Here is a 13,769-nt window from a genome sequence, read left to right on the forward strand (position 1 = left end):
TATGCTTTACTACCAACCGTCCAATACGCATTGCATGGTATACGGTTCTTTTTCCGACAGGGGTAATTCTTCCAATTGATCACCTAGATAATTACCACTGGCGAAGCCCGTGGTGTTCTTAAAACGGTACGACCAACAGTATCTAAGATTGGTATATTCCTCGGAATAGGTAACCAGATTATCGACCAATACGGCATTATCAAAATCAGAGAACGCCAAAAAGTACCCGAGGAACTTATTGCGTCGTACGTCGGCATCCGAACTTTTATACATGTACATGCCACAATTGTTCATCACATTGTCATGTACGAACGTAATTCTGTTATGACCCTTATCGCCACCGTGGGAGTATTGGATATACCCCAAACGACCGTTGGCGGATCCACTGAGCATGGTCACCGTATTCCGGGCGATAATGTTATGGGTCTTATGCCAGCTAACGATAGGTCCGTCAGTATATTCACTGCCATCACCTTGTTCCATCACATTATCAAGAATATAGACGTTCTCTCCCGTGGCATTGACAATATCACCACCCGAATTGTGATGGAAATAATTGTCCTGTATCAAAATATCCTCGTCCACACGACCCGGGCCTTCGATATCAATCCCAAATTGTGGCGAAGTACCTTTTATATGATGGATTTCATTGTCCTTTATTTCAATACGGACACCGCCAACAATGGATATTCCTTGACGTCTGTTGTTATAAATGTTGTTATCGACAAAAGTAACATCGTTGGAGTCGAGTACCAGTGAACCATCCCCCGTGAGACTATGTATTTCCATGTTTTGGATCAAGACATTGTTATTGCCCCAAACGCAGATACCGTGTCCTTCATCATGGGCGGTCTTACCATCCTCGCGTGGGGTAAAAATATGGGTATCGCGTTCCCCTTTGATGACCCCATCACGTACGATGATATTATCGCCATTTAAGCGCAAGACACAGTAGTTCCATTTATCATTGGTGTCGATGGTCAATACGGCACCTTCACTGAAAACGAATTCCGTATTCCCGAAAATATCAATACCCCCATAATATATATCATTGATATCCTCACCCACCAAATATTCACCGGCAGGCAATACCACCCGGGTGTAACCTTCGTCATGGGCCCAATCAATAGCCTCTTGTAGATTGGTAGTGGTCTTGGCCGCATCGGTATTCGTATTCGGGATATCCCACCGGTCCAATTCGATCGTATATTCATTGACTGTCGGTATTTGAGGCAATTGGGCACTAAAAATCCGAATAGGCAAGCCTTCAGCATCCAAATCCTCCTGATCGGGAGTACTTGTTCCGTTTGCATCGGAATCATCATGGCTGCAAGAAGTATTAAAAATAAGGACAAAAATCAGTAGATAGTAAGAAAGGTGCTTCATGGGAATACTATAATCAAGGTTAAACGGAAACAACATCCATAAATCAATTTGTAACATGTCTGGATAAAGGTTGTAGCCATTATTTTAGAAACGTTTGCCTTATGAGTATAGTGTGAAAGATGGTATTTTTTCGATTAGATGCACCCTCAGGAAGACCCCCCGCTTCATTTAAGTTGACTATTTACCGCTATAAACGATAAGAACCCTGCTCTTGACACGCGCTTTGCCCATAATAATTAAAGTAAGTATCGGATGCGGTAAAACGATGTAACCGTCTAGCATAAAATGGAATAGCTTTAAAATAACAGTAGATAACCCCAGTGGCTAGACATAATTAATTGAAAAGAAACCAATTAAAATATTGTCCGTCGGAAAAATGGCACCATCTTTGCAAACAATAAATTATAATAAATTAAATTACATTACAATGAGTAAAGGAACAGTAAAATTTTTCAACGACACAAAAGGTTTTGGATTCATAACTGAAGAAGGAGTTGAAAAAGACCACTTTGTACACGTTTCAGGATTAGTAGACGAGATTCGTGAAGGCGACGAAGTTGAATTTGACCTTCAAGAAGGAAACAAAGGATTAAATGCAGTGAACGTAAAAGTTATCTAACATATACTTCAAGTTTCAAGAAGCCCTGACGGTAACCGTTAGGGCTTTTTTTATACCCCATTTCCAAAGGTCATGATACAGTATCACTTATGATACCTCCCAAGGTTTGAGAGAGGACCAGTATGTATGGAATAATCATTTATCTTTATTCCATAATAGGATATCATGACAATCACAGATTTCACCACACGCCTTATTGTTGCCTTATTGGCCGGATTAGCCATTGGATTTGAACGACAGTGGCATCATAAAACCGCAGGTTTAAAAACAAATATGCTCGTTGCTACCGGAGCGGCCATTTTTGTTTTATTATCCTTTTTATTGAAAGCGGATGAAGCAACCATCGATGTGTCAAGAATTATTGCACAAGTCGTTACCGGTGTCGGATTTTTGGGAGCAGGCATTATTTTCAGGGAAGGGGCCAACGTTCATGGGTTGGGTTCTGCGGCGACCATTTGGTGTAGTGCCGCCATAGGCTGCATCGCTGCTGCTGGTTTTTTTGTGGAAACCTTGATCTGTACGGCACTTATAGTTCTTATCAATTCCTTTTTGCAACCATTGGATAATTGGTTGAAAAAACGAAAGTGAAAAATATTTAAGCTACGGATATAGTTTCTTTTGGTTGGTTGTATTCGCTCCAACAACTTAGTAAATCCATTGCCACGAATTGAGCCCTACTTAAAATCAATTTCTTCATTATTTAGCATTTTATGATTATTCTATTATTTGTTTTACTTCACCACAGGTAAGCATCGCATCCCCAAAATAGGGGTTGACTACTTCTTTATTCTTACTCAACCAATACGCTCCTTTATTCGTATCTGCCATGGGACAGAATTCCACGTATACCTGTTCATTGACACCAAATAACTGGAGTGCATTAATCAAGTGGGACGAAAGATGTTTAAAATGATTTCTTTGTTCCGAAATGTCCGTTGAATTTAGAATTAAAGTTGCAGATGTCCTTATTTCATTTGCCAATGACATCCAATGATTATGTGCCTCTTTAACCGTTACTAGTTTCATATCTACCAAAGATAGATTATGCAATACCCTTTTTGATTCTGACTGCACTATTTTGGAATCATCTCTGGCCAAAGCATTCGCCATTTTTAAATAAGCACCATAAACCTCTTTCAACTGATTTTGAAATTCCTTTGATACACTTACTCTTTCATTCATATTGAAATGTCCGCCCTTCTTGTTTACCACAGCGGTACCTCCCATACCAAGATGTTCCCCATGGACCGTCTTGACTTTACCCCCTTCTTTGTTCATCATGGATTTTTTACCTTGTAATTGTGCTGCCGCATCAACGGTAAATGCTCCATTGGTTACTATTTCATCGCCATTGTCCACCCCTTCCAATACTTCTTGATTATTCCCGATTTGTTTGCCCAATGAAATTTCACGCATCTCAAAAACAGGTTGGGTCGAATTTTTCTTTAAATATACCACAGAACGTTCCCCTGTCCATAAAACAGCCGAGGATGGAATTATCATTGACTGTCCTATACTTGAGGTGATACCCTTGATTTTTCCCTCAACAAACATTCCTGGCTTTAAGGCTCCGTCTTTATTGCGAAGTACCACCCGTAATTTTATGGTTCTTGTTCTGGTATCTAAAACAGGATCAATAAAATCCACTTTCCCTTTAAATGTCGTATTGCCGTATGCATTTGTGGTTATGGAAATTTCTTGTCCTTTTTTAAACTGGTCGATTTGATTTTCATAGACATCAAAATGTGCCCAAACGGTGTTCAGGTTTGTGATTTTAAGCAAGGGTTGACCTTGCTTTATATAATCACCTTGTTCGACTAATTTTTCCGTAACTGTTCCTGAAACCGTTGCATATACAGGAAAGTTTTCTTTTACCTTACCTGTTTTTCCAATTTGGTCGATCTCACTTTCAGACAATTTCCATAGCTTTAGTTTATTGCGTACCGCATTGTACAATTCGGGTTGCGATTCCCGTAAAGATGCCGCTGTAATCAATTCTTGTTGGGCGGCATACAATTCTGGGGAATAGATCGTTGCCAGTAATTGTCCTTTGCGAACTTCTTCACCTTTAAAATTCACATTAAGGCGTTCTATCCTTCCTGAAAAATAACTGACTTGAACAGCATTAGCCTCCTCATTTTCAACAATCTTTCCGGACAGTTTTATTGTATTGTCCATTGCGTTACCATTCCCGACAATTGACGTTTGAATGTTTGCCAATGCCATGGCATTCTCAGTTAACCTAAATTGATCTGCCAATAATCCTTCTGAATCACCCGATGCAAGAATCAGATCCATGCCACAAATAGGACATTGCCCGGGTTCTGGTTGCATAATCTGAGGATGCATGGAACATGTCCACATTTGATCGGTTTCGGTTACCCTATCGTGATCATGCTTTATTTCATTCGTTGATGAACTGCTAAAGAGCAGCCATCCTAAAAAGAATCCTGCCCCCAATATCCCAATATATATGATATATTTTTTCATGGTTTAATTACTTAAATAATTTATGATTGTTGTTTGAACATAATAATTCCTAATAGATTCAATTTGGTTCATTTGAAACTTCAATTGCAATTCCTGGATATCCAATACATCATTGAAATCTATCGTACCCGTTTCATAGTTCTTAATTAAAATAGATTCCGCATTTTTGGCTTGCTTTAAGTTCTTTGCTTGTGTCACATAACTTATCCGTGCTGAAATCCTTTCGTTTAGCGCTTTATCCAATAGCGTTTGCAGCACATTTAAGCGTTCTTGCTTTTGCGCTACGATTTCCTGTTTTTTCCACTCGTTTTGTTTGGTTTTGGATTTGAATTTTTTATTGAAAATCGGTATTGACAAGAAAACCATTGGCATAATGATATCCTTTCCGTTATCACTAAAATCCATAGCCGGTCGCTCGTTTACATTAATATAATCCAATCCAAAACCAATCATTGGACTGCTTTCATTTTGATTTAATAATTCTGATTGTGTTACAGATTGATAGAGTTTATCGTATTTCAACAATTCAGGGTGCAATGCCAAATTTTCGATAGCGGATTCAAAATCCTTCGAAGGGATATCCAATTCATCGACTACCTGAACAGCCCTAGCTTTTTCCCTATTTAAAAGATTGTTGAAAGCGGTTTGTTCGGCAAGAAATTGTTGACCAAGAACATCCGATAATTGTTGCATTTCATTTTGACGCATTTGCAAACGCAAAACATCGACGGCCGAAGCCTTACCAACTTCGACAGATGTTAATGCCAATGTTTCGTACGTTTCAAGTAGTTTGATGTTTTCGGTCAAAACGGCTTGTTTTGCCTTATTTGCGTATAAATTATAGTACGATTGTGAAACCGAGGCTATTAATTTTCTTTTCGCTAAAACGATTTCCTCATATTGCACGTCGGCCAAAGAAGCCACATAATTTTCCCTTGCGGTAATATTGCCGAACCAGGGCAACATTTGTTTCGCCGATATTTTATAGCGTTGCGCCCCAGTACGTGTCTCCGGCTCACTTATAAAGTAACCCACATTAAATTCTGTATTTGGCAGGGTGTTCACTTCATTCTCTTTTTCGGTGGCAATCTTATATTGCAATTCAAACTTTTGGATCTGCGGACTATTGGTCAACGCCTCATCTATAAGTGTTTCCAATTGCTGTGCACTTGAAAAACCATAGGACATGAGTCCTACACCTAATAAAATAATTCTTCTCATTATATTGTTTTTTTAAGTTGCAACTCTTGTTTCCAACTAAATAAAACCGGAACTACAAATAATGTAATCAATGCGATCAACATTCCGCCAAAACTTGGAATTGCCATAGGAATCATAATATCACTTCCACGCCCTGTTGAAGTTAATACAGGCAATAATGCCAAAATCGTGGTTGCTGTTGTCATAAGACAAGGGCGAATACGTTTTTCTCCCGCCTCTACGATCGAATCCTTAATTTCTTTTATGTTTTTAGGTGTATTTCTACCAAAAGTCTGTGTTAAATAAGTTGCCATTATAACGCCGTCATCAGTTGCAATACCAAATAGGGCAATAAACCCGACCCAAACCGCAACACTTAAATTAATGGGATGTATTTGGAATAGGTTTCGCAGGTTATCCCCAAATAAATTGAAATTTAGAAACCAACCCTGACCATAGCACCAAATCATTATAAAGCCACCGGCAAAGGCTACTGCTATCCCGGTAAACACCATAAGTGATGTGGCTATGGAACGGAATTGGAAATAGAGGATCAAAAATATGATGGCTAAAGCCAAAGGTACGACCACGGATAATGTCTTTTCTGCCCGTAATTGACTCTCATAGGTACCCGTGAACTTGTAACTGATTCCCTTGGGTACTGTTAATTCCCCGGAATCTATTTTCTGTTGAATCAAGATTTGTGCATTCTCAACTACATTCACTTCTGCAAAACCTTTCAACTTATCGAATAGGACGTAACCTACCAAAAAAGTGTCTTCACTTTTAATTACCTGTGGACCCTTTTCATACCTTATGGTTGCCAATTCACTTAATGGTACCGGACTGCCTTTCCCAACGGGAATATAGATTTGCTTTAAATCCGTTGGATTGGTCCTTAATTCCCTTGGATAACGTACCCGCACCCCATAGCGTTCCCTACCTTCGACAGTTTGTGTCAATACCATTCCGCCAACAGCTACTTTCAATACATCTTGTACATCCTGTACCGTAATACCATAACGAGCCAATCTATCCCTATCAATGTCAATCAACACATACGGTTTACCTACAATACGGTCAGCAAATACAGCTTCTTGTTTTACACCTTCGACCTGTTTGAGGATATTTTCCAATTGAACACCAAAAGCTTCTATTTGATTTAAATCTTGACCTTTTACCTTTATTCCCATGGGTGCGCGCATTCCTGTTTGAAGCATCACCAGTCTGGTTTCTATGGGCTGCAACTTGGGAGCAGAGGTAACGCCTGGTAATTTGGTGACACGTATGATTTCGTCCCAAATATCATCCGGCGATTTAATCTCCGGTCGCCAATTGCGGTAGAATTCCCCATCATTGTCAGGGATCAGTTGTGTATTTCTAACATTGAGCATCATCGAATTAATTACCGTTTTGTTCTCGACAGAGCCTGTACTGAGCGTAGTCGAAGTGCTCGAACCGACAGCTATATTTTCGTTTTGGATCAATCGACCGTCTTTCATTACGAATAAACCATCATCGGTTTTATACCGTTGGCGTTCCCCATCTTCATTCAGCATATATTCAGGTTTATACTGAATAATATTCTCATACATCGAAAGAGGTGCGGGATCCAAAGCCGATTCTGTTCTTCCCGCTTTTCCTACAACGGTTTCAATCTCAGGAATGGTGGCTACGGCCATATCCAATTGCTTTAAAACACGTTTATTTTCTTCAACACCGGCATGGGGCATAGAGGTCGGCATCAATAAAAATGAGCCTTCATTCAACGAGGGCATAAACTCTTTACCCATATTCCCCATTATGAGAAACCCGGCAATAACGATAACTATCGGTATGGATAGGAACAAGGCTTTATGATCTAAACACCATCTTAAAATGCGTGTGTAATACCTTCGGAACAACGTAAATACGCCCAATAACCCAAAACAAACGATACTTACGAACATAAGATTCCAAAAGATACTTTTTTCTATTCCCAACGGTCTCCAATATTCCGCCAATAAAATGATAATCGCGAATACCGAAATGATGATATTACACTGGTTTGCCCATTTTTCAGTTACTTTTTCTTGAAGTTTCAATATTCCTACAACGCCAAAGGCAATTAAGGTAAATCCTAACCAATGGCCATATAAAACAACGGTTAGTCCCAATAGAATTAGAATACCATATAGCATATAATTAATAGACTTTCTTAAAGGTTTCCTTCTAAATAAAAATGCCGCAAAAGGTGGAATTAAAAACAAGGCCACAATAATTGATGCTGTTAAGGCAAAGGTTTTTGTGAAGGCCAGAGGCCTAAACAATTTCCCTTCCGAACCAATCATCGTAAAAACAGGAATAAAGCTAATTATAGTTGTCATTACCGCTGTAACTATAGCACTAGATACTTCTGCGGTTGCGTTGTAGACAATTTCATTAATTGAAAGTTTGTTCTTCGCAGCAGCATGAAGAACCCCTTTTATGGGTTCTACTTCGTTGGTTCCTTGCCCTGATGGCTCCATGTGCTCATTTTCATCGAGATGTCGAACAATATTTTCGGAAAGAATAACCCCTACATCGACCATTGTACCAATCGCAATCGCAATTCCGGAAAGGGCCACGATATTGGCATCAACGCCAAAGAACTTCATAGCTATAAACACCATTAAAACGGCAACCGGCAACAAGCCCGATATTAATATGGAGGCTCGAAGATTGAACACCATAATGATGATTACGAGGATGGTTATTAAAATCTCCAATGTTAAAGCTTCATTCAGTGTTCCCAACGTTTCCTGAATGAGTTCGGTTCTGTCATAAAAAGGAACAATCGTAACCTGTGAGGTCCTACCATCTGCAAGGACTTTAGAAGGTAATCCCGCACTTAACTCCTTTATTTTTTCTTTTACATTATTGATGACTTCCAAAGGATTAGCACCATATCGGGCAATCACAACAGCCCCAACAACCTCCGCACCTTCTTTATCCAATACTCCCCTTCGTACTGCAGGTCCCAAGGATACTTTCCCTAAATCTTTTATGCGTATTGAGGTATGGTCCTCAGAAGTGACCACTGCATTCTCGATATCCGATATCGATTTTACATAGCCCAGACCACGCACTAAATATTCCACTTGATTGATTTCCAACGTTTGTGCCCCAATATCCTTATTGCTTTCCTTAACGGCTTTTACCACCTGGTTTAAGCCTATGTTGTATTGTCGCATCAATTCCGGATTGACATCGACTTGATATTCCTTAACATAACCACCGATAGATGCCACCTCGGACACCCCACTCGCAGCCGATAAGGCATATTTTACATAGTAATCCTGAATACTGCGCAATTCGTGCAAATCCCATCCACCGGTAACATTTCCGTTTTCATCACGACCTTCAAGCGTGTACCAAAATATTTGCCCTAAACCTGTGGCATCTGGTCCCAAAGCGGGATTAACCCCTTCGGGTAGCAACCCACTTGGTAAGGAGTTCAGTTTTTCGAGAATACGACTACGACTCCAGTAAAATTCTATATCCTCTTCAAAAATGACGTAGATACTTGAAAAACCGAACATAGAGGAGCTACGAATGGTCTTTACCCCAGGAATACCCAATAGGGAGGTAGTTAAGGGATATGTAATCTGGTCTTCAATATCCTGAGGGGAACCACCGTCCCATTTGGTAAAAACGATTTGTTGGTTTTCGCCTATATCCGGAATGGCATCTACGGCTACTGGATTCCTTGGCAAAATTCCCGTATCCCAATTGAAAGGGGAATTAACAGTTCCCCACCCAAAAAAAAGGAGAAGTAGCAGCACAGCTACTAGTTTGTTTTCTATTAGAAATTTGATGCTTTTATTTAGCATTGATCTTGATTGTTAAACAGTTGGACATTGGCGTTTGAAAAACACCGAATACAGCAAATCATCCTTTTGGCCATAAGCCATAGGACAACACAGGTCTATTGTTTAAAAATCAGATTAAATAAGTCTCGTCAAGCTTGAAGATTTGCCTAAAGACGAGTGGTGGTTCGTACTTCTCGTAAGAGGATACGTTATTATCCAAACCTTCGAAAAGGTTCAAATATGTATAAACAAATGAGGCTATAAAAACGTGCTGGTCGAAAGAAATATGATCAACCTGTTGTTGTAATTCGTTTTGACCATCAACTACAAGTTTTTCGTTGTCACAGCAATTCTTTTTTGTAAGGGTACAACCTTCGGTAGAAGGCTTTTGGATTTCCATACCACATCCCTTTGCTTTATGGAAGATAGCGGCTTCTACTAAAATATCACCACAAAAATGCATATCCACGGTAAACGACATTGTAGAAAACAACACTACAACAGCCATTGTAAAAGACATTATTTTATGCAATACATTTTTCATAATACCGGTCAAAGGTAGAAAATTCATGGGCATTCTATTGAATATTGTGCTAATTTTAAGATTTCCGGGGTTAATTTAGTAGTTTAATTTGGGGGTAGTGACGATACGAATTTTGGGTGCGGTATTTGGTAATCGCCCAATTGTTGGTTTAAGTTACCCAAATAAAGTAATGCCAACATTAGACTTATAAAAAACAATGGCAAACCACATAAAAAGAGTTAAGAACAACCTTTTCCATTTTATAAGAAATTCATAATAAATCTTTTAGTTTTACGGCATGGTAAGAAATGTGCAAATTAGATTGTCCTTAAAAGAGGAAGGCGATCCTGACGGACTTCAAAAAAGGGTAGCAAAATATCTGGGCCTACCCGAAAAGGAGCTAACCATACATGTATTGCGTAAATCGATAGACGCCCGTAAGCCAAAAATCCAATTCAATTACAAACTGGCGGTTTATATCAACGAAGCACCTGACGATACGAAAAACACCTATCAATTTGATTATAAGGATGTTTCCAAGGCCAAGGAAATCCATATCATCGGCTTTGGACCTGCGGGCATGTGGGCAGCGCTACGGTGTTTGGAACTGGGGTACAAGCCTATAGTTTATGAACGTGGTAAAAATGTAAAAGATCGCCGACGCGATTTAAGGGCCATCAATATTAACCACATCGTCAATAGCGAAAGTAATTATTGCTTTGGGGAAGGTGGTGCAGGAACCTATTCCGATGGAAAATTATATACGCGAAGTTTAAAACGGGGCGATGTACAACGCATTTTCAAAAGCTTGGTCCATCATGGGGCAACCCCTCAGATCCTAGTTGATGCCCATCCCCATATCGGCACGAACAAATTACCCAAAGTGGTAAAAAACATTCGGGAAACCATCCTAAAATTTGGTGGCGAGATCCATTTCAACACTAAAGTAACGGATTTTATCATCAATGATAACCAGTTGAATGCCATTGTGTTGAACAATGAAACGGAAACCAAGGTGAAACGTGTCATTTTGGCCACCGGACATTCGGCCCGAGACATTTTTGAACTCCTCCATAAAAAAGAAATTTTACTTAAGGCCAAGTCCTTTGCGATGGGCGTACGGGTTGAACATCCTCAACATATCATAGATTCCATACAGTATCATTGCAAAGGGGATCGCAATGCATTGCTTCCTGCGGCAGCATACAGTTTGGTGGAGCAGGTAAAAGGCCGGGGTGTATATTCGTTTTGTATGTGTCCGGGCGGATTCATCGTACCTGCTGCAACTGCTCCCGGTGAAATCGTCGTCAATGGCATGTCCCCCTCAAAGAGGAATAACCTATTTGCCAATTCCGGTATTGTAGTCGAAATCAATGTGGATGAGGATATTCCAAAATACGAGCATTTGGGCCCCTTAAAAGGATTGGCCTACCAAAAGGATTTGGAACGGTTGGCATTTACCTCAGGGGGAAGGTCGCAAACAGCACCTGCCCAACGCTTAACGGATTTTGTTGAAGGCAAACTTTCCCAGGACCTGAATCCAACATCATACCAACCGGGATTAAAATCGGTTCCCTTACATTCCTTATTGCCCAAATTTATAGGAAGCAGATTGCGCGGTGGCTTTGCGGCTTTCGGCAAAAAAATGAACGGATTTTACACTTCCGAAGCCAATATCATTGGGGTTGAATCCCGTACCTCATCACCTGTAAACATTCCTCGGAACGATGCCTTGGAACATCCCGAGGTACATGGACTTTTCCCTTGTGGGGAAGGTGGTGGCTATGCCGGGGGCATTGTTTCCGCGGCCATGGATGGTGAACGCTGTGCCGAAGCCGCCATAGTGGGCTTATAATCTTAAAATAAAAAAGTCCGTCTAAAAAATATTCAGACGGACTTTCGATATCAACCAATAACTCGTTATTCCTCTTCGCTAGACAGCACATCGGCCATCTCCAACTTTTCGTCCATATCATTGTTTACAGGTACGGAATCTTTAAGGGCTGTAAATTTCCCCAAACGTTCAACCTCGTCCTCTTCCCCTGAAAAATAAGGGAAGACATCCATAATTGGGGATTCTGTGATGGCTGGGATGGTATAATCACCCATGGTATCCTTCATCACCACAATGGTATTGTCATAGGCTTCCTTTACATCGTTGGCCTGTACCAACAGATACATATTCGTTTTACGTTCCTTCCCACTTTCCTCATCAAAGGCGATCAAGGACACTTTGGATTTAAACCATCGATCCGAATTCTCAAAGGGATGTATCTCAGCGTAATTGGCCACTTTGATATTCGTAATCTTGATTTCCTCACTATCACTCAAATAGGCCGCCATTTCTTCGGTGATCCTACTTTCAGCCTCGGTATAGGAAACGGCATCGACCAAATAGGGTTCTGTCTTTACCTTGAGCATGCCTGATGCTTCATCCAATTTTCTGTATTTTACTTTACACTCATACCATGTTGCACTCATACTATTTTGTTTTAGGGGTGCCAAATATAGGGTTTCGCTTGAGGTATAAAAGTCAAAATCGGGAATAGATATCCACAATTTTAAGCAAAAAATTATATTGTTTTTAGCATGAGGTAGTTAGGGGCGTCCAAAGGTGTTATTAAAAACCTAAAGTGCATTCCTTTCCTATTAAAACCTCTGGCGTTATGTAACTTTGCACCGATAGAATACATATATTCATGAAAACGCAACATACCGCTTATTCCATATTGGACCTTGCCTTGGTTTCTGAAGGCCACACGCTTAAACAGACCTTTGATAACGTTCTTGAACTGGCACAACATGCCGAAACATCCGGTTACACCCGGTATTGGTTGGCTGAACACCACAATGCGTCGAATATCGGGAGTAGTGCCACTTCGGTATTGATTGGTTATGTTGCCCAAGGCACCAAAACACTTCGCATCGGTTCTGGGGGCATTATGCTTCCCAACCACTCCCCATTGATCATAGCGGAACAATTTGGGACATTGGCATCCTTGTATCCCAACCGTATTGATTTGGGATTGGGTAGGGCACCGGGAACCGATAGGGAAACAGCACAGGCCATACGTTCCGATTTTATGAATGCCGCACATGCATTCCCCGATGAATTGGAAAAATTGGAAATGTACTTTTCCAAAGAAAATGCCCATGCTAACGTACGCGCCACCGTAGCGGAAGGGGTAGAGGTACCCTTCTATATTCTGGGTTCCAGTACCGATAGTGCCCATTTAGCGGCAAAAAAAGGATTACCCTATGCCTTCGCCAGCCACTTTGCAACTACATATTTATGGCAGGCGCTGGATATTTATCGTAAAGAGTTTAAACCCTCAAAGGAATTACAGCAGCCGTATGTCATGGCTGGAGTGAATATCATTATTGCCGATACCGATGAGGAAGCCGAACGTTTGTCTACCTCCTTGATTCGTTTGATCGTTGGGATATTCACGGGCAAACGTCAATATGTGCAACCGCCAACTGCTATGACCCCAGATCTTCAAGAGGTGATGAAAAACCCTCAAGTACATCAAATGCTTAAGTATTCCTTTATCGGAAGTAAAGCCACGGTCAAAGCCCAGGTCAAGGAGTTTATCGAACAGACCAAGGCGGACGAATTGATTGCCGTAACCAATATTTATGGTGCAAAGGAAAGAATAAGGTCCTTTGAGTTATTTGCAGAGATCATGAAGGAGTTGAATTAAAATCCGGAGGTCAATTC

The 13,769-nt window shown here is 40.5% G+C and carries 10 protein-coding genes; 4 read left to right on the forward strand and 6 right to left on the reverse strand.

Translation table 11 applies throughout. The features are described from left to right. Nucleotides 1-9: 9 nt before the first annotated feature. Nucleotides 10-1,443: a right-handed parallel beta-helix repeat-containing protein gene (locus HPE56_RS01095; RefSeq protein ID WP_188241924.1), complete on the reverse strand. Its 1,434-nt coding sequence runs from the start codon at nt 1,441-1,443 to the stop codon at nt 10-12. A 370-nt stretch (nt 1,444-1,813) separates the two neighbouring features. Here HPE56_RS01095 and HPE56_RS01100 point away from each other — a divergent pair, with 370 nt between their 5' ends. Beyond that, nucleotides 1,814-2,005: a cold-shock protein gene (locus HPE56_RS01100; RefSeq protein ID WP_013995610.1), complete on the forward strand. Its 192-nt coding sequence runs from the start codon at nt 1,814-1,816 to the stop codon at nt 2,003-2,005. A 165-nt stretch (nt 2,006-2,170) separates the two neighbouring features. Next, the gene (locus HPE56_RS01105) at nt 2,171-2,593 is read left to right on the forward strand and encodes an MgtC/SapB family protein (RefSeq protein ID WP_188241925.1); all 423 of its coding nucleotides are present in this window, start codon (nt 2,171-2,173) and stop codon (nt 2,591-2,593) included. Nucleotides 2,594-2,719: 126 nt separating this feature from the next. Here HPE56_RS01105 and HPE56_RS01110 read toward each other — a convergent pair whose 3' ends face one another. The 4 genes from HPE56_RS01110 to HPE56_RS01125 all read right to left on the reverse strand — a co-directional run bounded on the left by HPE56_RS01110 (nt 2,720) and on the right by HPE56_RS01125 (nt 10,069). Then, entirely contained in the window at nt 2,720-4,495 is a 1,776-nt protein-coding gene (locus HPE56_RS01110; RefSeq protein ID WP_188241926.1) for an efflux RND transporter periplasmic adaptor subunit, read from the reverse strand. Between the two features lie 3 nt (nt 4,496-4,498). Continuing rightward, nucleotides 4,499-5,716: a TolC family protein gene (locus tag HPE56_RS01115; protein ID WP_188241927.1), complete on the reverse strand. Its 1,218-nt coding sequence runs from the start codon at nt 5,714-5,716 to the stop codon at nt 4,499-4,501. Beyond that, a complete protein-coding gene (locus HPE56_RS01120) occupies nt 5,716-9,546 on the reverse strand; it encodes an efflux RND transporter permease subunit (RefSeq protein ID WP_188241928.1) in 3,831 nt (1,276 codons plus the stop codon). Before HPE56_RS01120 ends, HPE56_RS01115 begins: the two co-directional genes overlap by 1 nt. A 109-nt stretch (nt 9,547-9,655) precedes the next feature. After that, on the reverse strand, nt 9,656-10,069 hold the full coding sequence (locus tag HPE56_RS01125) for an HYC_CC_PP family protein (RefSeq protein WP_223170178.1): 414 nt from the start codon (nt 10,067-10,069) through the stop codon (nt 9,656-9,658). A gap of 277 nt (nt 10,070-10,346) precedes the next feature. Here HPE56_RS01125 and HPE56_RS01130 point away from each other — a divergent pair, with 277 nt between their 5' ends. After that, nucleotides 10,347-11,903: an NAD(P)/FAD-dependent oxidoreductase gene (locus HPE56_RS01130; protein WP_188241929.1), complete on the forward strand. Its 1,557-nt coding sequence runs from the start codon at nt 10,347-10,349 to the stop codon at nt 11,901-11,903. 65 nt (nt 11,904-11,968) lie between these two features. Here HPE56_RS01130 and HPE56_RS01135 read toward each other — a convergent pair whose 3' ends face one another. Further along, on the reverse strand, nt 11,969-12,529 hold the full coding sequence (locus tag HPE56_RS01135; RefSeq protein WP_188241930.1) for a DUF4494 domain-containing protein: 561 nt from the start codon (nt 12,527-12,529) through the stop codon (nt 11,969-11,971). Nucleotides 12,530-12,747: 218 nt separating this feature from the next. On the opposite strand from HPE56_RS01135, the gene HPE56_RS01140 reads away from it, so the two are divergent. After that, complete coding sequence (locus HPE56_RS01140) at nt 12,748-13,752, forward strand: LLM class flavin-dependent oxidoreductase (protein ID WP_188241931.1); 1,005 nt, start codon at nt 12,748-12,750, stop codon at nt 13,750-13,752. Nucleotides 13,753-13,769 lie beyond the last annotated feature (17 nt).

Source organism: Maribacter aquimaris (assembly GCF_014596745.1).
GTDB classification, from domain to species: Bacteria; Bacteroidota; Bacteroidia; order Flavobacteriales; family Flavobacteriaceae; genus Maribacter_A; species Maribacter_A aquimaris.